Origin of the sequence: Tessaracoccus sp. (assembly GCF_016714275.1) — a bacterium.
GTDB lineage: Bacteria > Actinomycetota > Actinomycetes > Propionibacteriales > Propionibacteriaceae > Arachnia.
Genome location: NZ_JADJNP010000004.1, coordinates 540,313 through 561,244 on the forward strand (window position 1 = coordinate 540,313; position 20,932 = coordinate 561,244).

23 protein-coding genes are annotated in these 20,932 nt (G+C 69.2%); 17 read left to right on the forward strand and 6 right to left on the reverse strand.

Going from position 1 to position 20,932, the window contains the following annotated elements:
• The first annotated feature begins 1 nt into the window (after position 1).
• The 13 genes from IPJ61_RS16755 (at position 2) to IPJ61_RS16815 (ending at position 11,591) form a co-directional block, all read left to right on the forward strand.
• Entirely contained in the window at positions 2 to 910 is a 909-nt protein-coding gene (locus IPJ61_RS16755; protein WP_297110232.1) for a proline dehydrogenase family protein, read from the forward strand.
• On the forward strand, positions 907 to 1,701 hold the full coding sequence (locus IPJ61_RS16760; protein ID WP_366505813.1) for a CPBP family intramembrane glutamic endopeptidase: 795 nt from the start codon (positions 907 to 909) through the stop codon (positions 1,699 to 1,701). Before IPJ61_RS16755 ends, IPJ61_RS16760 begins: the two co-directional genes overlap by 4 nt.
• Positions 1,702 to 1,719: 18 nt before the next feature.
• On the forward strand, positions 1,720 to 2,739 hold the full coding sequence (locus tag IPJ61_RS16765; protein WP_297110235.1) for an aspartate-semialdehyde dehydrogenase: 1,020 nt from the start codon (positions 1,720 to 1,722) through the stop codon (positions 2,737 to 2,739).
• Entirely contained in the window at positions 2,736 to 3,530 is a 795-nt protein-coding gene (gene proC, locus IPJ61_RS16770) for a pyrroline-5-carboxylate reductase (protein ID WP_297110239.1), read from the forward strand. Before IPJ61_RS16765 ends, proC begins: the two co-directional genes overlap by 4 nt.
• Positions 3,531 to 3,649: 119 nt before the next feature.
• Positions 3,650 to 3,751: a 30S ribosomal protein bS22 gene (locus IPJ61_RS16775; protein ID WP_042842924.1), complete on the forward strand. Its 102-nt coding sequence runs from the start codon at positions 3,650 to 3,652 to the stop codon at positions 3,749 to 3,751.
• On the forward strand, positions 3,751 to 4,053 hold the full coding sequence (locus IPJ61_RS16780) for a glutaredoxin family protein (RefSeq protein ID WP_297110243.1): 303 nt from the start codon (positions 3,751 to 3,753) through the stop codon (positions 4,051 to 4,053). Before IPJ61_RS16775 ends, IPJ61_RS16780 begins: the two co-directional genes overlap by 1 nt.
• A 1-nt stretch (position 4,054) precedes the next feature.
• Positions 4,055 to 5,647, forward strand: a complete 1,593-nt coding sequence (locus tag IPJ61_RS16785) for a uroporphyrinogen-III synthase (protein WP_297110247.1) — start codon at positions 4,055 to 4,057, stop codon at positions 5,645 to 5,647.
• 4 nt (positions 5,648 to 5,651) lie between these two features.
• Positions 5,652 to 6,314: a histidine phosphatase family protein gene (locus IPJ61_RS16790; RefSeq protein WP_297110250.1), complete on the forward strand. Its 663-nt coding sequence runs from the start codon at positions 5,652 to 5,654 to the stop codon at positions 6,312 to 6,314.
• On the forward strand, positions 6,311 to 6,865 hold the full coding sequence (locus tag IPJ61_RS16795) for a TlpA family protein disulfide reductase (RefSeq protein WP_297110252.1): 555 nt from the start codon (positions 6,311 to 6,313) through the stop codon (positions 6,863 to 6,865). The genes IPJ61_RS16790 and IPJ61_RS16795 overlap by 4 nt, the downstream gene beginning before the upstream one ends.
• A 41-nt stretch (positions 6,866 to 6,906) precedes the next feature.
• Positions 6,907 to 7,617 carry a cytochrome c biogenesis CcdA family protein gene (locus IPJ61_RS16800; RefSeq protein ID WP_297110997.1) on the forward strand — a complete coding sequence of 237 codons (711 nt, stop codon included), beginning with the start codon at positions 6,907 to 6,909 and terminating at the stop codon, positions 7,615 to 7,617.
• Positions 7,618 to 7,736: 119 nt separating this feature from the next.
• Positions 7,737 to 9,224 carry a cytochrome c biogenesis protein ResB gene (gene resB, locus IPJ61_RS16805; RefSeq protein ID WP_459251312.1) on the forward strand — a complete coding sequence of 496 codons (1,488 nt, stop codon included), beginning with the start codon at positions 7,737 to 7,739 and terminating at the stop codon, positions 9,222 to 9,224.
• 3 nt (positions 9,225 to 9,227) lie between these two features.
• Entirely contained in the window at positions 9,228 to 10,139 is a 912-nt protein-coding gene (gene ccsB, locus IPJ61_RS16810) for a c-type cytochrome biogenesis protein CcsB (protein WP_297110258.1), read from the forward strand.
• 3 nt (positions 10,140 to 10,142) lie between these two features.
• Positions 10,143 to 11,591, forward strand: a complete 1,449-nt coding sequence (locus IPJ61_RS16815; protein WP_297110260.1) for a GerMN domain-containing protein — start codon at positions 10,143 to 10,145, stop codon at positions 11,589 to 11,591.
• Between the two features lie 10 nt (positions 11,592 to 11,601).
• Here the strand turns inward: IPJ61_RS16815 and IPJ61_RS16820 are convergent, their stop codons facing one another.
• The 5 genes from IPJ61_RS16820 to IPJ61_RS16840 all read right to left on the reverse strand — a co-directional run bounded on the left by IPJ61_RS16820 (position 11,602) and on the right by IPJ61_RS16840 (position 15,195).
• Entirely contained in the window at positions 11,602 to 12,201 is a 600-nt protein-coding gene (locus IPJ61_RS16820) for a hypothetical protein (RefSeq protein ID WP_297110264.1), read from the reverse strand.
• A complete protein-coding gene (locus IPJ61_RS16825) occupies positions 12,198 to 12,989 on the reverse strand; it encodes a hypothetical protein (protein WP_297110267.1) in 792 nt (263 codons plus the stop codon). The genes IPJ61_RS16820 and IPJ61_RS16825 overlap by 4 nt, the downstream gene beginning before the upstream one ends.
• Complete coding sequence (locus IPJ61_RS16830; RefSeq protein ID WP_366505817.1) at positions 12,989 to 13,714, reverse strand: ABC transporter ATP-binding protein; 726 nt, start codon at positions 13,712 to 13,714, stop codon at positions 12,989 to 12,991. Before IPJ61_RS16830 ends, IPJ61_RS16825 begins: the two co-directional genes overlap by 1 nt.
• A gap of 3 nt (positions 13,715 to 13,717) precedes the next feature.
• A complete protein-coding gene (locus IPJ61_RS16835) occupies positions 13,718 to 14,161 on the reverse strand; it encodes a hypothetical protein (protein ID WP_297110270.1) in 444 nt (147 codons plus the stop codon).
• 272 nt (positions 14,162 to 14,433) lie between these two features.
• Complete coding sequence (locus tag IPJ61_RS16840; RefSeq protein WP_297110273.1) at positions 14,434 to 15,195, reverse strand: SDR family NAD(P)-dependent oxidoreductase; 762 nt, start codon at positions 15,193 to 15,195, stop codon at positions 14,434 to 14,436.
• Positions 15,196 to 15,278: 83 nt separating this feature from the next.
• On the opposite strand from IPJ61_RS16840, the gene IPJ61_RS16845 reads away from it, so the two are divergent.
• The 4 genes from IPJ61_RS16845 (at position 15,279) to IPJ61_RS16860 (ending at position 20,031) form a co-directional block, all read left to right on the forward strand.
• Positions 15,279 to 16,685: a mycothione reductase gene (locus IPJ61_RS16845; RefSeq protein WP_297110277.1), complete on the forward strand. Its 1,407-nt coding sequence runs from the start codon at positions 15,279 to 15,281 to the stop codon at positions 16,683 to 16,685.
• Positions 16,686 to 16,699: 14 nt separating this feature from the next.
• Positions 16,700 to 17,890 carry a glycoside hydrolase family 3 N-terminal domain-containing protein gene (locus IPJ61_RS16850; RefSeq protein WP_297110280.1) on the forward strand — a complete coding sequence of 397 codons (1,191 nt, stop codon included), beginning with the start codon at positions 16,700 to 16,702 and terminating at the stop codon, positions 17,888 to 17,890.
• 102 nt (positions 17,891 to 17,992) lie between these two features.
• Positions 17,993 to 19,444 carry an ATP-binding protein gene (locus IPJ61_RS16855; RefSeq protein WP_297110283.1) on the forward strand — a complete coding sequence of 484 codons (1,452 nt, stop codon included), beginning with the start codon at positions 17,993 to 17,995 and terminating at the stop codon, positions 19,442 to 19,444.
• Positions 19,445 to 19,467: 23 nt separating this feature from the next.
• Complete coding sequence (locus IPJ61_RS16860) at positions 19,468 to 20,031, forward strand: ATP-binding protein (protein WP_297110285.1); 564 nt, start codon at positions 19,468 to 19,470, stop codon at positions 20,029 to 20,031.
• 100 nt (positions 20,032 to 20,131) lie between these two features.
• Here IPJ61_RS16860 and IPJ61_RS16865 read toward each other — a convergent pair whose 3' ends face one another.
• Entirely contained in the window at positions 20,132 to 20,836 is a 705-nt protein-coding gene (locus IPJ61_RS16865) for a hypothetical protein (RefSeq protein ID WP_297110288.1), read from the reverse strand.
• Positions 20,837 to 20,932: the final 96 nt, after the last annotated feature.

The following is a 20,932-nucleotide window of genomic DNA, read 5'->3' on the forward strand; positions in this document are numbered from 1 at the left end:
CGTGGGCCGCCTGCACGCCACGCTCCGGCAACTGATCGGCTCCCCGCGCGTCCGCTCCGCGGCGCTCGCGTCCGGGGTGGCGGAGGAGTTCGCCAGTGGCTACGTCGCGGGCATCGACATCGACGCCGTCGTGCCGGTGGTCGAGAAGCTCAGCGGCCAAGGGCTGGACCTTTCCCTGACCTATCTGCCGGCGCCCGACGACGAGGCCGCGGCCGTCGACGAGCTCGCCGCGTCGCTCGCCCGGCTGGGCGACGCCGCGTCCGGTGTAGAGCTCTCGATCAAGCCGTCGCAGCTGAGCCTCGCTGCCGACCCCGCCGGCGCTCGCGCCCGTCTCGTCGGGCTGTGCGAGGCAGCCGACGACGCGGGCGCCGTCGTCACGCTCGAGATGCAGGGCGTTGGTTGCTTCGACAAGACCCTCGGCCTGTGGCGCGCCGTCCGGTCGTCCCATCCCGACCTGGGCGTCACCCTCCCCGCCGACGTCTTCGAGTCCGAGCGCGTCGTCGGCCCGCTCGCCGACTCCGGCGCCCGTGTGCGCCTCTGCATCGGGGCCTACCCCGCGCCGAAGACCCTCGGCCATCGCAGGGAGCAGGAGAAGGCGAAGGCCCTCGTGCGCTGCCTCCGGGCCACGATGGAGCGCGGCGGTTACGCGATGGTCGCTTCGCACGACCCGACGATCATCTCGATCGCGCAGGAGCTCGCGCGCCGCAACGAACTGGGCCCTGAGGGATACGAGCATCAGATGTTCTACGGCGTGCGCCCCCTGGAGCAGCGGCGCCTCGTCGACATCGGCCACCGGTGCCGCACCTACGTGCCGTTCGGCCCGGCCTGGTACGAGTACCTGACCACGCAGATCGCCGCCCGTCCGCGCGCCGCCTACAACTACCTGCGGGCCTTGGGGGACAAGCGGTGACCGCCGAGGCGACGACGGCGCTGCCGCCCCGCCGCGTGCTTTACCTCGAGATGTTTCTGGTGTTGATGGTCTCGCTGGGCGAGTCGGCCGTCTACGCGACCCTCTCGATCGTCGAGAAGCTCACCCGCAACGTGCCGCTCGGCCAGCAGACGACGTCGATCAACAACTCGGCGGTCCCTGACCGGCCCTGGCTCGACCTCATGTACCAGGCGGCATACATCGTCTTGCCGATGGCGCCGGTCGCGCTGTGTCTCTACCTGCTCGCGGTGCACCTGGCCCCCGCGGAGGGCCCGTTCCGCGTGATGGGCTTCGACCTCACGCGTCCCTGGCGCGACCTGCGCTCGGGCTCGGTGATCTTCGTCGTGATCGGCGTCGCGGGCCTCGCGTTCTACCTGGGCGCGGTCGCGTTCGGGCTGAACACGCAGGTCCGCCCGGCGAACCTCGCCGAGAATTGGTGGACGATCCCGGTGCTCGTCCTGCTCGCGATCAAAAACGCGGTGCTGGAAGAGGTGCTCATGGTGGGCTACCTGTTCACCCGTTGGGCCCAGACCGGCCGCGCGATGTGGATGATCGTCGTGATCAGCGCCGTGGTCCGGGGCATGTACCACCTCTACCAGGGCTGGGGCGGCTTCGCGGGCAACGTCCTGATGGGCCTGATCTTCGGCTGGCTGTTCCTCACCGTCCTGAAGCGCCGCGTCATGCCCCTGGTGGTCACCCACTCCTGGCTGGACATCTTCTCCTTCCTCGGCGCCCCCCTCCTCCCGTGGCTCATGTCCTTAATAGGCCGCTGAACCCGTAGACTCCCGTCCATGCGTGTTGGAGTCTTTGGCGCGACTGGGCAGGTCGGCGGCGTGATGCGTCGCCTGCTCGATGAGCGCAACTATCCCGTCGATGAGATCCGGTTCTTCGCCTCCGCGAGGTCGGCGGGCAAGAAGCTGCCCTGGAAGGGAACCGAGGTCGTCGTCGAGGACATCGCGACGGCGGACTTCTCCGGCCTCGACGTCGCGCTGTTCTCCGCCGGCGGCGGCACGTCGAAGGAGTACGCGCCGAAGGTCGCGGCGGCGGGGGCCGTCGTCGTCGACAACTCGAGCGCGTGGCGCCTCGACGACCGTGTCCCGCTGATCGTGTCCGAGGTCAATCCGGGCGACGTCGACAAGGCCGAGCTCGGCATCATCGCCAACCCGAACTGCACCACGATGGCCGCGATGCCGGTCCTGAAGCCGCTGCACGACGCCGCGGGCCTCGTGGCGCTGCAGGTCACCACGTTCCAGGCCGTCTCCGGTTCCGGCCTTGCCGGCGTGAGCGCGCTGGCCACCCAACTGGGCGAGATCGACGACCCCGCCGTGCTCGCGCACGACGGCTCGGCGTTCCAGCCGGCGAGCACCGCCCCGTACGTGGCGCCGATCGCGTACAACGTGGTCGCGCTCGCGGGCAACCTCGTCGATGACGGCGAGGGCGAGACCGACGAGGAGAAGAAGCTGCGCAACGAGTCGCGCAAGATCCTCCACGCGCCCGATCTGCTCGTCGCCGGCACCTGCGTGCGCGTGCCCGTGTTCAGCGGCCACTCGCTGACGGTGCACGCGCGGTTCGACCGCGACATCACCCCTGACCAGGCACGCGAGGTTCTCGCCGCCGCGCCGGGCGTGGAGCTCGCCGACGTCCCGACGCCGCTGCAGGCCGCCGGTGCCGACGCGTCGTTCGTCGGGCGCATCCGCAAGGATCAGAGCGTCGAGGGCGACAAGGGTCTCGTGCTGTTCCTCAGCAACGACAACCTGCGCAAGGGTGCGGCGCTGAACGCCATCCAGATCGCGGAGTTGCTGGTCCGATGAGCGGGATCGTCGTCGTCGGCGGTGGCGCCATGGGCGAGGCACTGATCAGCGGGTGGATCGCCTCCGGCGTATCCGCGGACGAGGTCGCCGTGGTCGAGCCTTCGCCGCAGCGCGCGGCCGACCTGGCGGCACGGCACGGCATCGCCGCGATCGCGTTGGAGGATGCGGGCGCCGCCGACACGGTCGTGCTCGCGGTCAAGCCCAACACCGTCGTGAAGGTGCTGAGCGTCTTGAATGGGAGGCTCTCCCCGGGTGCCCTCGTTGTCTCGATCGCGGCGGGCGTTCCGCTCGCGGTCCTCGAGGGCGCACTGCCCGGGGTCGCCGTCGTGCGGGTCATGCCGAACACGCCCGCGCTTCTGGGCAAGGGCATGGCCGGGATCGTGCCAGGCGAGGCGGCGACCGAGGAGCATACGGCGCGCGTCGTCGACTTGATGGAGGCCGTGGGCAAGGCACTGGTGATCGATGAGCCGCACCTCGATGCGCTCACGGCCATCTCCGGCTCCGGCCCGGCCTACCTCTTCTACGTGGCCGAGGCCATGATCGAGGCGGGCGTGCATCAGGGCTTGTCGCGAGGCGAGTCGACGACGCTGACGAATCAGACCTTCGTCGGGGCCGCCGCCATGCTTGCGGAGTCGGGCCGCTCGGCGACCGAACTCCGCGAGATGGTGACCTCGCCTGCGGGCACCACCGCGGCCGCGCTGCGGGTGCTCGACGACGCGGGCGTCCGCTCCGGCTTCCTCGCCGCCGTGCAGGCCTGCCACGACCGCAGCGCGGAGATGGCGCGTTCCTGACGTCGGCGTGATTGGTCGATTACTCGGGCGCGGGCTAATATTTGGGGTCTGGCCAGCCGTGGTTGGCCCCAGCACACCACACCCCGGGGCGCATCGTCCCCGGCTATGAAAGGCAAACAGTGGGTTCTGTCATCAAGAAGCGTCGCAAGCGCATGGCCAAGAAGAAGCACCGCAAGCTGCTGAAGCGCACCCGCATTCAGCGTCGCCGCGCCGGCAAGTAGTGCCTGCGCCCTCCCGGGTCCTGCTGCTGACGCGGCTCGGCTGCCACCTGTGCGTGGAGGCCGAGGCGGCCGTGCGACGCATCGCCGCCGACCTGGGAGTGACGTGGCGCGCCGTCGACGTCGACACCGACGAGCGGCTTCGGGCCCGGTTCACCGATCACGTGCCCGTGACGTTCGTCGACCGGGAGCTTCACGGCTACTGGTTCGTCGACGAGGCGGCCCTGCGAGAGGCACTGACCACCGGCGCCCCGCGCGACATATCCGACGACTGGATCGCGGCGCTGCCCTTGAAGGAGACCTGACGTGACCGAGCCTGTTGACCCGCACTCCGCCGACGACGCGGAGCTCGAGCCGACCACCGGTTCGGTGACCTTCGTCGGGTCCGGCCCCGGCGACCTCGGCCTGTTGACCCTCGCCGGCTCCCGGGCCGTCCGCTTCGCCGACCTGATCATCGTCGACGAAGATGCCGACGTCGAGCTCATCCGCGGTTACGGCCCCGCGCACGCAACCGTCACGCTGGCAGGCGATGACGAGGTGGGCGCCATCCTCGAGGGCGTTGCCCGTGGCCGCAAGGTCGTGCGCCTCACCCGGGGCGACTACTTCACCGACGCCGACGCTCGCGGCGTGCTGCCCGAGGTGCTCACGCACGCCGGTCTGCACGCCAACGTCGTGCCCGGCGTCAACCGGTGGAGCGCGGCGCTGAGCTTCGGCGCCGTCCGCGTCACCTCCGCCTTCGCGGCGCTCGACGCGACCATCGAGGTCCCGCCGGCCGCGCAGTGGCCCACCGCCGACACGCTCGTGATCCGCTCCCGCGGCGAGCTCGCCGGGGAGGTGGCCGCGCAGGCCCGCGAGGTCTTCGGCCCGAAGGGCCACACGCTGTCGCTGGTGGGCATGGGCACCACCGCCCAGGTCAGCGAGGTCCTCGACTGGTCCCAGGTCTCCGCCTCCGAGGTGGGGGAGTGCTTCTTCATCGTCGGGCCCGGCATCGAGGACACACACCGGCAGCGCTACCTGTGGTTCGAGGGCAAGCCGCTGTTCGACTGGCGCGTCATCGTCCCGCGCACCAAGGACGACCTCACGTCGCTCACCGAGGAGCTCGCGCACTTCGGCGCGTCCACGGAGATCGTCGCCACGATGTCCATCGAGCCGCCGCGCACCGAGCAGGGCATGGAGAAGGCCGTCCGCGGCCTCGTCGACGGCCGCTACCTCTGGCTCGTCTTCACGTCCCCGCACGCCGTCGCCGCCATCGCGGAGCGGCTGACCGAGTACGGCCTCGACTCTCGCGCGCTGTCCGGCATCTCGCTGGCCGCCGTCGGCCGCGGCACCGTCGAGGCGCTCGCCCGGCTGGGGCTCGTCGCCGACCTCGTGCCCGTCGTCGAGAACACCACCGGCGCCCTCGCCCACGAGTTCCCCGCCTACGACGACCTGATCGACCCCCTCAACCGGGTGCTCGTGCCCAGCGCGGACGTCTCGGTCGAGCCGCTGCTCGTCGGCCTCAGCCGCCTCGGCTGGGAGGTCGAGGAGGTCACCGCCTACCGCACCGTGCGCGCGGCGCCTCCGCCGCCGGAGGTGCGCGACGACATCAAGACCGGCATGTTCGACGCCGTCGTCTTCACCTCTGCCACGGCGGTGCGCAACATGATCGGCATCGCGGGCAAGCCGCACGCGGCCACCGTCGTCGCCGCCATCGGGCCCGCCACCGCGGCGGCCTGCGAGATCCACGGCCTGCGCGTCGATGTCATCGCCGACCACCCCACGTTCGAGGCCCTCGCCGAGGGTCTCGCCCGCTACGCGGACAGGCGGCGCGCGGACCAGCTGGCCGCGGGGCTGCCGGTGACCAAGCCGTCGCAGCGCAAGCGCCGGAAGCGGCGCAAGCCCGTTGAACCGGCGGAATAGGGTGATGAGCGTGAACAACGCGACGATCGTTCATGTCCAGCGGCATGGCCAAGTCGAGAACCCCGACGGCGTGCTCTACGGCCGCCTGCCGGGTTACGGCCTCTCCGAGCTGGGGCACCGCATGGCACAGCGGCTCGCGGAGCACTGGGCCGACACCCCGCTGACGCATCTGCGCTGCTCACCGTTGCAGCGCGCGCAGGAGACGATGGCCCCGACGGCCGCGCTGCACAGCCACCTGGAGATCACCACGGACGACCGCGTGATCGAAGCGGCCAACGAGTTCGAGGGCATGGTCTTCGGCAAGGACAACGCCGCGCTGCGGAACCCGCGCATGTTCTGGCACATGCGCAACCCGCTCCGCCCCAGCTGGGGCGAGCCGTATCGCGAGATTGCCGCCCGGATGCGCGCCGCGATCGCGGACGCCGCCGACGCCGCGGGCCCCGGCGAGCAGGCGCTCGTCGTCAGCCACCAACTGCCTATCTTCATCGCGCGCCGCGACGTCGAAGGCCGGTCCTTCGTGCACGATCCCCGCGCCCGCCAGACGACGCTGTGTTCCGTGACCAGCTTCACGGTCCGCGACGGCAGGATCACCGCCGTCGAGTACGCGGAGCCGGCCGCTGACCTGCTGCCGGTCAAGAAGGGCCGCGGGTTCAAGGTGGGCACGTGAGGCGACTCGCGGTCGCTGTCGCGGCCGCGTTGTCGCTGGTCGGCTGCTCCGCCGCGCCCGGCGCCAGCGAAGGCCTCGGCTTCACCACGGGCGACGGCACCGTCGCCATCGTCCCGGTCGCGGAACGTCAGGAGGCGCCGGTCCTCGCCGGCACGACCCTGGCAGGCGAGGAGGTGTCGACGGCGGACTTCGCGGGCACCCCGATCGTCATCAACGTGTGGGGCTCGTGGTGCGCGCCCTGCCGCGAGGAGGCGCCGCAGCTGGTCGAGGCCGCGAAGCAGCTCGGCGACGACGCGGTGTTCCTCGGCCTCAACACGCGCGACCTCGACGCCGGCCCGGCGCTCGCGTTCGAGCGCGCCTTCGAGGTCACCTACCCCAGCATCTTCGACCCCGACGGCGAACTCCTCCTCGGTTTCGGGCAGTTGCCGCCCAAGGCCATCCCCAGCACCATCGTGATCGATGCCGACGGCAGGGTCGCGGCCCGGGTCATCGGACAGGTCGACGCCAAGACCCTCGTGGGCATCGTCGGCGACGTGGAGGCCGGCTCGTGATCCTGCTGGAGAGCTGGGCCAGTTCGGCGCTGACGTCGTCGATGCTCGTCGCCATCCCGGTCGCGGTGCTCGCCGGCGTCGTGAGCTTCGCGTCGCCCTGTGTGCTGCCTCTGCTGCCCGGCTACCTCAGCTACGCGTCAGGTCTCGGCGCAGCGGAGATCGCAAAGGGCGAGGGGCCAAAGCGGCTGCTGATCGGAGGCACGCTCGGCTTCGTGCTGGGGTTCTCGGTGGTCTTCGTGCTGACCGGGGCGCTGATCGGTGGAGTCGGGGCCGCGCTGCTCGGCAACGCGCGCGCCATCACCGTCGTCCTCGGCCTGCTCATCATGGCGTTGGGCGCCGCCTTCGCCGGCTGGCTGCCGATGCCGTCGGGGTGGCGGATGTCCGCCGCGCCCCGGCTGGGCGTGTGGGCGTCGCCGCTGCTCGGCGTGGTGTTCGGGATCGGCTGGACGCCATGCATCGGCCCCGCGCTCTCGGTCGTGCTGACGCTCGCGCTCAACGAGGGGTCGGCCCTCCGGGGCGGCGTGCTCGCGTTCGCGTACGCCGTCGGGCTGGGGCTGCCGTTCCTGGCGTTCGCCGCCGCGTTCACCGCCCTCGCGCCCCGTCTGGACTGGATCCGCCGCCATCAGCGCGGGCTGCAGACGGCCGGCGGTGTCGCGATGATGCTGGTGGGCCTCGCGATGGTCACCGGCGTGTGGGATCTGCTGATGGGCGTGCTGCGCCAGTGGGCCGCCGGCTTCGGGACGATCCTGTGAGCCGGGAGAAGCGGGCCACCTCTGTGAGCCGGGAGAAGCGGGCCACCTCTGTGACCCGGGCGAGGGGCGGCAGCCCCATCCGCGAGTTCGGTCGCTGGACGTGGGGCCAGCTGACCAGCATGCGCACCGCGCTGGCGCTGCTCTTCCTGCTCGCGCTCGCCACCGTCCCCGGTTCGATGATCCCGCAGCGCAGCGCGTCGCCGATCTCGGTGATGGACTTCAAGCGCGCCTACCCGTTCTGGGACAAGATCCTCGAGCCGCTGGGCATGTACCACGTGTACACGTCGCCCGCGTTCTCCGCCGTTTACCTGCTGCTGTTCGTCTCGCTGATCGGCTGCATCCTGCCGCGCATCGGCAAGTACTTCCGCGCCGTCCGCAAGCCCCCGCCGCCGCTGCCCGCGCGGGTGGAGCGGCTGCCCGAGTCTGCCATCGGCGCGTTCGACGGCGCGGACGCGGAGGCGCTGGATCGCGCGGAATCCTGGCTGAAGGGCAAGCGGTACCGGATCCGCCGCGGGGAAGAGGGCGTCAGCGCCGAGCGCGGCTACGTGCGCGAGGCGGGCAACCTCCTGTTCCATGTCTCGCTGGTCGTGGTCCTCGTCGGGCTCGCCTGGACGAACCTGTGGGGCTTCCGCGGCAGCGTCGTCGTCGTCGAGGAGCGCGGATTCGCCAACGCCATCACGCAGTACGACGACTTCACCGCGGGCACGCTCCTCAACACCGACGCGCTCGAACCTTTCACGGTCCGCGTGAAGAGCTTCGCCGCGGAGTTCGAGACCGGCTCGGTGCAACGCGGCGCAGCCCGTCGCTTCGACGCCGACGTGGTGCTCACCGACGCCGACGGGGAGCGGGCCCAATTGCTCACCGTCAACGGCCCGCTGCTCACCGCCGGCGGCAGCCAGGTCAACCTCGTCGGCCACGGCTATGCGCCGAGCTTCACCGTCCGCGACGGCAACGGCGACGTCGCCTTCTCCGGCCCCGTCGTCTTCCTGCCGCAGGACGGCAACTTCGCCTCCGTCGGCGTGATCAAGGCGCCCGACGCCCGCCCGTACCGGCTCGCGTTCGAGGCCTTCTTCTTCCCGACGGCGGTCCTCGACGAGACCGGCCCGCACTCGGTGTTCCCCGACGCCCTGAGCCCGGAGGTCTACCTCAACGCCTGGTACGGCGAGCCGAAGGCGGAGACGGGTATCCCTGAGTCGATCTATACGCTGAACACCAAGGGCCTGCAGCCCGTCCCGGGCGACGAGGGTGAGCCGCTGCGATCGCGGATGCTGCCCGGCGCGGCGATGCCCCTGCCGGACGGCCTCGGGTCGATCTCCTTCGACGGATGGCACCGCTGGGTGAAGCTGCAGGTCAGTCAGACACCGGGCAACACCCTCACGCTGATCTCGATCATCGCGGGCGTGCTTGGCCTGACCATCAGCCTGTTCGTGCGGCCCCGTCGCCTCTTCGTGAGGGTTCAGGGCGGCGTGGCCACCGTCGGCGGCCTCGACCGCACCGACGCCGCGGGCGGGCTCGACGTCGAGGTCGCCGCGCTGCGGGAGGCCGTGACCGGCCGACCCGAGAACATGCACAATGGGGAAGCACCACCTCCCGGCAGTAAGGATTGATGAATGACGCTCTCCGAGTGGTCGTATGCCGTGATGGTGACCGCCGCGGTCCTCTATCTCGTGGCGTTCGCTCTCCACACCCTGGAATGGTCGTCGGCCCGCGGGCTCGTCGCGACGAGGCCGGCCGATGGCAGCGAGGATCTCGCGCGCGTCCGGGTGGACTTCTACGGACGGCTCGGGCTCATGGTCACGGCTCTGAGCGCCGTGTTGCACGTGGCGGCGATCGTGCTGCGCGGTGTTGCGGCCCAGCGCCCGCCGTGGGGCAACATGTACGAGTTCATCACGACGTCGCTGGGGTTCGCGGTCCTGATCTACCTGGTGTGTGCGCTGAAGTTCGGGATGCGGTGGCTAGGTCTCGGCGTGACGCTGATCCTCACCATCGGCCTCGGGCTGGCCGTCACGCAGTTCTACGTCGACGTCGCCCCGCTGATGCCCGCGCTGCATAGCGTGTGGTTCATCTTCCACATCGTGGCCGCCTGCGCGGCCGGCGCCGCGTTCAACGTCGGCGCCATTGCCGCGGTGCTCTACCTCATCCGCGAGCGGGCTGAGCGCCGCGCCGCGGAGGGTGGCCCGGAGATCACCGGCTACCTGGCGAAGCTGCCGTCGTCGGCCCGCCTCGACCTTTTCTCCTACCGGATGCATGCGTTCGGGGTGCCGCTCTGGACGTTCGTCATCGTCGCCGGTGCCATCTGGGCGCAGTACGCGTGGGGCCGGTTCTGGGACTGGGACCCGAAGGAGACCTGGTCCTTCATCACCTGGCTGGTCTACGTCGCCTACCTGCACGCCCGCGCCACCGCGGGCTGGCGCGGCCGCCCCGTCGCCATCATCGCGGTCATCGGCGTGTTCACGTTCTGGTTCAACTTCGTCGGGGTGAACCTGCTGTTCAACGGCATGCACTCCTATTCAGGGATCTAGCCGGTGGCCGCCGACGAGTCGCCGGACTGGCTGGTCCGGCTCTACGAGGAGCAGGGGAGTTCCCTGCACCGGCTCGTCGTGCTGCTCGGCGCCGAGGCGCAGTCCGGGCGGATCGTGCGCAGCGCGCTGCTCGCGCTGCATCGCCGCGGCCACCGCCTGATCGATCCGGCGGAGCGGGTCGAGTTCCTGCAGGAGCACACCGTGCACCTCGCCCGCGGCGCGCGGACCGCGCAGGACCCGCTCGTGCTTCCCGAGGTCGACGACCCCCGTCAGAGCGAGCTGCTCCACGCCGTGTCGGCGCTACCGCCGCGTACCGCGGAGATCCTGGTCGTCAGCCACTACCTATCGGTGTTCGGCCCCGAGCTGGCAGGGATCATGCGGCAGTCGGTCCGCGGCTGCAACCAGCGCCTGGAGGCGGCGCTTGAGGCGTTGCGCGCGCTGGTCGGCGAGCCGAGTCCCGGCAGCCAGCCCGGGGTGATCGAGTCGCTGTCGCAGGAGTTGACCGCTGCGCTGCGGTCCGCCGCCCGGGCCGTCCAGGCCCCGGGGACGGAGACGCTGCTCGGGGAACTCGCCGAGCTCTCGGGCTCCTACCGTCGCAGGGTGGGCCCGCGTACCGTGGTGCTGCTCACGCTGACGGCGCTGCTCGTCGGCCTCGCGCTCGCGCTACTGACCCGCCCCTCTTCGGCGCCGGCGTTCACGCCCACCGACGAACCCGCGCCGACGGCGACAGCGGGGGCTTCCCATTCGCTCCCGGCGCAGGTGCAGGCGGTGATCTATTACGTCGGGCGTTCCGACGGTGCGCTGTACCGCGAGCTGCGGGGGCTGCCGTCGTCGAACGACCTCATGGACTCCGTGATCGACGCCGTGCTGAGCCTTGCGCCGCTCGACCCCGACTACAAGACTGCGTGGGGCCCTGGGCAGCTGATCGGCACCGAGGAGGTCGATGGCGTGATCGTCGTGGACCTCACGGCTGAGGCATACAGCGACATCGAAGGCCCGCGCCAAGCCGCGCAGGCCAGGAACCAGGTCATCTCCTCGCTGGTCGCGCTGCTCCACCAGCCCGACCTGAGGGTCAGATTCCTCAGCGAGGGCAAGACGCCGCCGGAGTGGTTCCTCAACCTGGAGGGCTTCACCGCGGCGGGGATCACGCCGCTGGCTCCGGTGATGATCACGGCGCCGCGCAACGGTGCGACCTACGCCGTCGGGGAGGTCCTCATCTCGGGGATCGTGCAGCCCGGGGCCGGGACGCCCCGCGTCCGCGTGACCGACATCGACAGCAACGCGATCATCGACGACTTCGAGGCCGCGGTCAGTGGCGGGGTCGACGCCGACGGCTGGCACTCCTGGTCGGCCGGGATCAGCCTGGGCGCCGGCAACTACGACATCCGCGCCTCGGTCCCCGGCGACCCGACCGAGAAGCTCACCGAGAACAAGGTGATCAAGGTCGGTTAGTGCACTGCGTTCACGGCTGGTGACGGCTCAGCCTCGGCAGCGTTCCGACCACGCAGGCGGCCAGCGAGACTGCTACGAGCAGCGGCCCGACCGCGGTCCCCGTCGGTGCATCGGGCTCACTCTCAACGGTCAGGTCGCCCAGGCCCAGGATCCCGCCTAACGGAACCCCGTACAGGAGCCAGGCGCAACTCAGGATGGTGAGCGCCAAGACCACGCGAACACCGAACCTCGGCACTAGGAGCAACACCGCCGCGGATACGCTGAACGTACTCAGCATCTCGAACAAGACGAGATTCTCGGCCAGACCGTTTCCTACCCAGGCGCCTGCGCACACCGCGGTCATGACGACCCAGAAGAGGGTGCGCGTGACCCAGTGATGGAGTCGGTATCTCGCCAACGAGGCGTGGACGTCAGGAAGTGGCGGGAGGAGCAGCACCGACAGCGTCACGGGGAGAACCAGGAGCGCTGCCTGGCGGGTCATCCGCGGACCATCGGTCATGGGGAGATGGATGCTGAGGTCACCGGCGATGAGGACAACCGTCAGGAACACCGCGCCAAGCAGCAGGGCCATCGGTAGGCGCCAGAGAGTGGCGATCCTCAGCCGCTTCATCCGATGAGCTCGTAGGTCTCGGTGTTGTTCGCGAGCACCCACGGCGTGTAGATGAGCATCGCGGTGGCGAGTAAGGCCCCGGAGGCAAGCAACAACCACCGGGGGCGCATTCCGGGGAGCCTGGTGATCCAGTCGAGGAAGCACAACAGCGCGGCACCGACGGCGATGTTGAGTGTGATCGTGGCTATCAGGTGGGTTGCCTTCGGCCTTGCCTCCTCGTAGAACCAGGTGGGGACCTCCGTCGTGAACAGCTCGGGAAACCCGGACCAGAAGAAGATCTGGTGTGCGAGGAACACGCCGAAACCCAGCAAGGGGACGACGAGGATGTCGCCGAACAATGCTCCGACAGCCAATCCGAGGAGAACGGAGGCGAGCAGCGCTGCGGGACCCGTGAGGAACTGCCATGGCAATGTGGCCGACTCGATGGGGGCGCCGTAAGCGACGCACATCGCGGCACCGACGGCCAGGGCGATCGCCATGGCCGCCAACCCCTGAAGGTAGAGCACGGTGAAGATGTGACGAGTACTCGACCGTCCCCGCGGCAAGGGCGCGACCTGTTCACGAACGCCGTGAGGCCACTCCCGCATCATCACCATCGCCGCCACCGCGGCCAGGAACGGGGACATGAGGATCGTGCCGCCGTTCCACACTCCCAGCATCCACCCCCAGTTGACCCGCCATCCTGGTAGGTCGTCGATGGGTTGGACGTTGCGCATGACGAGGAACTGGAGCACCAGCGCACAGGGGAAGACCCACCAGGTCCTCCGCCACCAAATCCTGATGGGCATCATTCCTGCTCGGATTCGTCGCTGATGAGGTTCATGAACCAGTTAGCATTCATGCCGGCGCCAAGGGGGCCATCGAAGGCGACCCGTCCCTGGTCCAGGACGACGATCCGCTCAGCCAGTTCCCGTACATCCTCCAGGAGGTGGCTGGACAGGAGGACCGTACCGGCTGCGGTCTCTCGAATCAGCCGCACCATGGTCTCGCGTTGCCGAGGATCGAGTCCAGTGCTGGGCTCATCGAGCAGCAAGACCTCGGCGTCAGCGGCGAGTGCTTGAGCGAGCCACACACGTCGGACCATTCCTCCGGAGAGGGTCCGCAGCCGAACATGAAACGACTTGGTGAGGCCGACGGCGCGGAGCGACTCCTCCGCGTTCGCCAATGCAGACTCTCGGCTCTGACCACGCATCCAGCACAGGTACGCCACGAGGTCGATTGTTCGCATGCCCTTGGGAAGGTCGGCGATCTGCGGCATCCACGCCACCTCGGCCAGTGCGCGGGGGCGCTCCGCTGTCGCGTAGGGGTCGAGGCCGTGAACGCGGATGCTGCCGCTCGTGGGAACCAGGGCGCCAGCCAGAGCTCGCATGAGGGTCGTCTTGCCCGCCCCGTTGGGGCCGACAAGCGCCGTCACGCCGGAAGACAGATTGAGCGTTACGCCATCCAGAGCCACGGACCTGCGGAAGGTCTTCCGCAGGTCCGTGACTTGAACGACATCAGGCGGGTGGTTCACGGCTTAGTAGACGTCCCCGGGGCTAGTCCAGCTCCCGCAGTGGTCTGGAGCCCAGGCGATATCGACGCACACCCTAGCCTTGGCCTTCCAGGGGAGGTGGGTCGGCACACTATACAGTTGCTTCATTGTGCTCTTGGTGTAGGAGCTGCTTGGAGCGTTGGGGTGGCGGAAGCTGCGAGCCTGGGCGTTGTATCCAACCTGGTAGGAATAGACAGAGGAGTAGACCCCACGTCCATCGAGTGAGGAGGTGTACCGCGTGTATGCGGTGCTTGTGATCTGAAGGAACTGCCCTGTGACGGTTCCGTATCCGTAACCCATGACCTTCCCGTTCTTGCTGACGGAACTCGTCCCCCATGAGTATGCCGCGTCTGCCTGTGGTGCAAAGAACAACACTGCGATGACAACGACTGCGAGGCGGACTAGCCTCGGTCTGCCGAACTTCAGCATTTCGACTCCTTCGTAGATGATGACTAGGTGAGTTCTAGTCGCCAACTATCCTTGCCTACGCTTGTCTAACATTCCTGCCGTAGTCGACGTTGGTCGACACTCTGCCAACTAAAGCCTATCTTGGGGGTAGTTCTCTACCGCCGAGACTTGACGGCTGCAGAGCGTCGTGCGAAATAGGCTCGCCCAGAGCCCCAGAGCCCCAGAGCCCCAGAGCCCCAGAGCCCCAGAGCCCCAGAGCCCCAGAGCCCCAGAGCCCCGGCGCAAGCGGCAAGCTAGTGCGTCGCGATCCTGCGGGCGAGCGAGACGGCAAGCCAGGTGGGGGCGAGGCGGTTCGCGAACGCCAGCGTTGCGTTCGTCGCGCCGTCGACGACGAACGGGCGGTTGCGCTTCAGGGCCTCGAACGTCGTGTCGACCACCTGCTGCGGGGTGCGGCGGTTGCTCATCGCGCTTTCGTTGCCCGCGTTGGCGAAGAATGCGGTCTCGGTGGGGCCGGGGCAGATCGCCAGCACGCGGACGCCGGTGCCCTTCAACTCGTCCCTCAGCGCGACGCTGAACCGCAGCACGTACGCCTTGCTCGCGGCGTAGACCGCCATCGTCGGGATGGGCTGGAACGCGGCGGTCGAAGCGACGTTGACCACCGCGCCGCGTCCGCGTTCCTTCATGCCCGGGAGCACGGCGCGGGTGAGCTCAGTGAGCGCCACCATGTTGAGCTGCATCTCCTGGCCGAGGCGCGCGGGGTCGGCGTCGACGAAGTCGCCCATGGTGCCGAAGCCCGCGTTGTTGATCAGATGCGATATCTGCGCGGCGCCTACCTCTTCGACGAAGCCGCGGCGGGTGGCGTCGGCGGAAAGGTCGACGGCGGTCACGCGGGTCTGCACTCCATGGCGCTCGCGGATTCCCGCGGCGACGTCCTCCAGCACGTCCCCGCTCCGGGCGGCCAGCCACACGTTCGCGCCCTCCGACGCCAGACGGTCCGCATATGCGACGCCGAGTCCGGCCGACGCGCCGGTGATCACTGCCCAAGAGGTACTCATGGGCGCAACTTTAGGTGACGGTTCGCCAGGCGTGCGCCTGTCGGGTCCCGGGGGTGCGTGGCTCACCGTGCCAGAATGGGCCCATGCAGCACTTCGACCTCGCGGTCATCGGCTCCGGTACGGGCAACTCCCTGATCGATGAGCGCTTCGACCATCTCAGCGTCGCCCTCATCGAACGAGACGAGACCTTCGGCGGCACCTGCCTCAACCGCGGCTGCATCCCCACCAAGATGTTCGTGCTGCCCGCGGACCTGGCGGCCTCCCCGCACGAGGCCGCCCGCCTCGGCGTCGATCTGCAATTCAAGGGCGCCGACTGGCCCGCCATCCGCGACCGCATCTTCGGCCGCATCGACCCCATCTCCGCGGGTGGCCTCGACTGGCGCGAGCGCTCCGCGAACGTGACCGTCTTCCATGGCGAGGCCAGCTTCGTTGATGCCCACACGCTGCGGATCGGCGACGTCGACATCAGCGCCGACCAGATCGTGATCGCGACCGGTTCCCGGCCGCGCGCCATCGACATCCCCGGCCTCGAGGAGGCCGCGGACCGCGTGTTCACATCGGACACCATCATGCGGATCGACGAGCGCCCGGAGCGGCTCGTGATCGTCGGCGGCGGGTACATCGCCGCAGAGTTCGCGCACGTGTTCTCCGCGCTGGGCACCGATGTCACCCTGATCAACCGCTCCGAGGTGCTGCTGCGCGGTCACGACGGCGAGGTCTCGTCGGCGTTCGCGGAGCAGATCGGCCGGCGTGTGCGCGTGCGGCTCAACCAGGAGCTGTCGGCGGTCGAGAAGGCCGGCGACGGGAGCCTCGTCGTCGTCACCACCGACCGCAACGGCATCGAGTACGAGTACTACGCCGACGCGCTGCTCGTGTGCGTGGGCCGCGTCCGCAACTCCGACATGCTGAACCTCGACGCGGCAGGCATCGAGCTGCGATCGGGCGGCCAGATCCGTGTCGACGCCGAGCAGCGCACCACCGCGCCCGGCGTGTGGGCGATGGGCGACGTTTCCTCGGACTTCCTCCTGAAGCACGTGGCCAACGCAGAGATGCGCACGCTGAAGCACAACCTGCTGAACCCCGGCAACCTGCGCCAGACCGACCACAGGTTCGTGCCCGCCGCCGTGTTCAGCGATCCGCAACTCGCCTGCGTCGGAGCCACCGAGGAGCAGCTGAAGGCATGGGGGACCCCGTATGTCGTGGCACGCCAGCGGTACGCCGACGTCGCCTACGGCTGGGCACTGGAAGATGAGGGCCACTTCGTGAAGCTCCTCGCCGACCCCCGCACCTGGCACCTGCTCGGCGCGCACATCGTCGGCCCGCAGGCATCGACGCTGATCCAGCCGCTGATCCAGGCGATGAGCTTCGGGCAGCGCGTTGACGACATGGCCCGCGGGCAGTACTGGATTCATCCGGCGCTGCCGGAGGTCGTCGAGAACGCCCTGCTCAGCCTGCTGGCCGCGCACCGGCCCGCGGAGCTCGACCAGTGAGGCGATTCGCGCCCTTGGCCATTGCCGCCGTCATCGCGCTGGGATTGGGCGCGTGCGCCCCCGAACCGCTCGGCGTGGAGCTGCCCGACGAGACGGAGTCGGCTTTCTCGGCCGCGAGGAGCTCCGCCGGCGACACCGCGATGGCGACGCCGACGCCCACCCCTTCCGTGCCGGCGTGCGTGGCGATGGCGCGCGGACTGACGCTGGAACAGAGGGTCGGCCAGCTGTTCATGCTGGGCGTCGATACCTCCGGCCTAGACGAGACGACGCGCGCGGCCATCTCGGACAACAGGGTCGGCTCCGTCGTGCTGCTCGGTAACAGCACTGCGGGCCAGACGGTCATGCGGCCGCTGACGGCGGAGTTGGGATCCCTGGGCACGGCGGAGTTGCCGCTGCTGGTGGCCGTCGACCAGGAGGGCGGCGCCGTCCAGCGGCTCAAGGGCGAGGGCTTCAGCGACATCCCGCCGGCGCGGGCGCAGGGCGGCATGGACCCCGCCGAGTTGGAGACGAAGGCCGAGAAGTGGGGCGAGGAGCTGAAGCGCGCCGGGATCGACTACAACCTCGCTCCTGTGGCCGACGTCGTGCCCGAGAACAAGCGCGAGAGCAACGCACCGATCGGCAAGCTGCGGCGCGACTTCGGCTCGAATCCCGCGGAGGTCGCGGACTCCGTCGTCGCCGTCGTGGACGGCATGCGGGAGGCGGGCGTCGTGACGGCGGTCAAGCACTTCCCCGGCCTCGGTAAGGTGACGGCGAACACCGACTTCGGGGCGGCGCTGGACACCGAAACCACGCGGGAGTCGGAGAGCCTCGCTCCCTTCCGCGCGGCCATCGCGGCGGGGGTGTCGTCGGTGATGGTGTCGTCGGCGATCTTCGAACACATCGACCCGAACAACGAGGGCGTTTTCAGCAGCGCGGTCATCACGGATCTGCTGCGCGACGACCTGGGCTTCGACGGCGTCGTCATCGCCGACGACCTGGGCGCGGCGAAGGCCGTGGCCGAAGTGACCCCGGCGGAGCGCGCCGTGCGCTTCTTCGAGGCCGGCGGCGACCTGGCGATCAACGCGAACCCCGCGATCATGTCGGCCATGGCCGACGCGACGCTGCAGAAGGCCGAGGGCGACACCGCGTTCGCGGCGCGGGTCGAGGAGTCGACCGCGCGCGTCCTTCAGCTGAAGGAAGACGCGGGCCTCCTCACCTGCGGCTGACGGCCTCGCCAGTCGATTGGCGCCCCTGGTGCCCGGGGGCCGAGCAGCTGAACCGGCTATCCCGCGTCACACGTATCATACATTCAATGTATGATACGTCGCATGAGGGATAAGTCGGCATTGGGGTTCTACGGGCGCCGACGGGTGCTTGAGGACCTGGCGGCGCACTTAGCGATCGTGGCGCGCACGGGAACCGGGCGTGCGATCGCGATACGTGGGCGCCGTCAGATCGGGAAGTCCACGGCGGTGGAGCGGTTCCTGGAGGCGGCCGACGTGCCTTCGGTCTTCGTGACCGCCGTCTTCGGTGCGGGGACGGTGAGACAGCTCGCGGACGCCACCAGCGCGATCGGCGACGCGCGACGCCGGCTGCCGCATGCCGAGGTGCTTGCGCAGAGCCCCGCCTCGTCGTGGCGGGAATGGCTCGGACGGGTCGCACTGGCCGCCCAAGACGGACCCATCGTCGTCGTCCTCGATGAGTTCCCCTGGTTCGTGGCGGCGGACCCGACGCTGGAGGGCGAACTCCAGGCGCAATGGGACCGCGTCCTGGAACGGCTTCCCGTGCTGCTGGTCCTGATCGGATCGGATATCGCCATGATGGACCGCCTTGCGACGCATGGTCGGCCGCTTTTCGGCCGCCTTCAGCAGATGGTGATGCCCGCGCTGGACCCCGCCGACATCGCCGAAGCGCTGCCTGGGGCCAGCCCCATGGAGGTCTTCGACAGCTACCTGATCACTGGGGGGTACCCGCGCCTGGTGACCGAGCTCGCGCGCTCGGACGGCTCGCCCACCGACTTTGTCCGAGCTTCACTGACCGATCCGTTCAGCCCACTGATCACGACGGGGCGGTTGACGCTCGACGCCGAGTTCCCCGACGGGCCGATGTCATTTCAGGTGCTCTCCGCGATCGGCGCCGACGATGCCGCGAGCCCGGGATTCATGGACATCCTCGGAGCCATCGGCGACCCGGAAGGCCGCAAACGCGTCGAGACGGCGATCACCAGGGCGCTCAAGACGCTGACCGAGGACAAGCAGTTGATCGAGCGGGAACAGCCCGCCTGGGCGGCGCCGAACTCTCGCGTGCGCCGCTACCGGATCGCCGATCCCTACCTGCGGTTCTGGTTCCGGTACGTCGAACGCCAGGTGGACCTGATCGCGCGGGGCCGCGCGGACCTCGCCATCAACGCCTTCGACCGCGATTGGGCGAGCTGGCGCGGGCGCAGCATTGAGCCCGTGGTCCGGCAGACGGTTCTCAGGCTGGCCGCGCAAGACCCCCGCCTGGCTGGTGTCGAACAGGTGGCGCCGTGGTGGGTCCGTGACAACAGCGTGGAGGTGGATGTCGTCGCCTGCGCCCGCGAGACCACCGCGATGGTGGGCACGATCAAGTGGCGCGCCGACGGCGGCGTGAGCGAGCGTGAGATCGACGCGCTCCGCGTCGCGAGGATGCGGATTCCTCGCTCCGAGGACGCCTTGCTGGCGGCCATCAGTCCCGGAGGAGAGGCGCCGCGAGGCGCCGACCTCGCACTCAGCGCCGCCGACTTGCTGTCCGCGTGGTGAGGCGCGGGCGTTAGCCTTGGCTGGTGTTGCTCGTGATCTTTGGACCGCCCGCGGTCGGCAAGATGACCGTCGGGCGCGCGGTCTGCGCGCGCTCGGATTTCCGGCTTTTCCACAATCACATGACGATCGAGCCGCTCGCGGAGACGTTCGGTTATGGGTCGCCGCAGTTCAACAGGCTCAATGAGGCGTTCCGCGCTCAGGTACTTGAGGAGGCGGCGGCGAGCGGCATCGACCTTCTCTTCACGGTGGTCTGGGGCCTCGATCTCGAGGAGGATCTTGAGCTGACGAGGAGGAACGTCGCCATCTTCGACGGGGATGTCGCTTTCGTCGAGCTGCGCGCCAGCCTCGATACGCGGCTGGGGCGTAACCACACGCCGGAGCGGTTGGCGGACAAGCGGTCCAAGCGCGACGTGGCGTGGTCCGACGACAACGTGCGCTCCATGGAAGTGCACCTGATGACCTCGGAGCGCCCCAGTGTCGCCGACGAGTTGCTGACCGCGTACCCGCACCTCGTGCTCGACAACACCGGGCTTTCGGCCGCGCAGTCCGCCGACAAGATCGTCTCCTGGCTTGCGGGTAGCCGTTAAGAGCTGGCTATTCCACCAGTTCTGGTGGAATAGCCAACCCTTAAGAGGTGCCACCTAACCGCGGGACCTCTCGCGACTCCGCAGGATCAGCCGAAGACCCCTACAGGTGCACCGCGGCGCGGGCGAAGCGCATCGCGCCGGAGGACAGCGTCCCGAACTGGCCGAACATCAGCCTCAGGCCGAGGAAGAGCACGATCGCGTCCGACGTCACGATCTGGCCGCCCAGGACCCGGGCGAAGACGACGATCAGCGTCACCAACAGGCCGGCGGTGCCGACGAACGCCCCGATCTCCGAGTGCTTGATCCGCGTGCCGACCCGGTCCGGGATCGCGACGGCCTCCGGGGTCCATCGCGTCTCGAGATAGTCGCGCTGCAGCCGAAGCTGACGCTGGTAGAGCCAGGAGATGGCCGCGAGCGATGCTGCTGCGACCACGGCGCCGACGATCCCTGTGATGGGATCGAACGCGAAGAACAGCGCGGCGAACATGGCGATCTGGACGACGGCCGACGAGACGTTGGACATCTCGAAAGCGACCGCCCACTGCCAACTCTCCTTGTTCGGCGGAACGCCGGAACCGGCCGCCTGGAAGCCTGACCGGAAGACCCGTACGCGCACGATCTTGATGAGATGGTGGGCTGACCGCGTGACAGCCAGTGCGAGGAAGAACACCACGATCTGCCACACCACGCGCAGCGGGTTCGCGGCGAACTGTCCGGGGCCGTCGGTGATGATGCCGGAGAACAGCCGGACGGCCAGCATCTCGGTGATCGGGATCACCGCGAACAGCAGGACAAGGAGGCTCACCTTCAGCCGGCTTCTTGCATCGGTGAACAACCGCCCCGAGACGGTGAGGACGTGCCTAAACACCGGCACTCGAACGCCGCGCCGTCCCCGGCATGT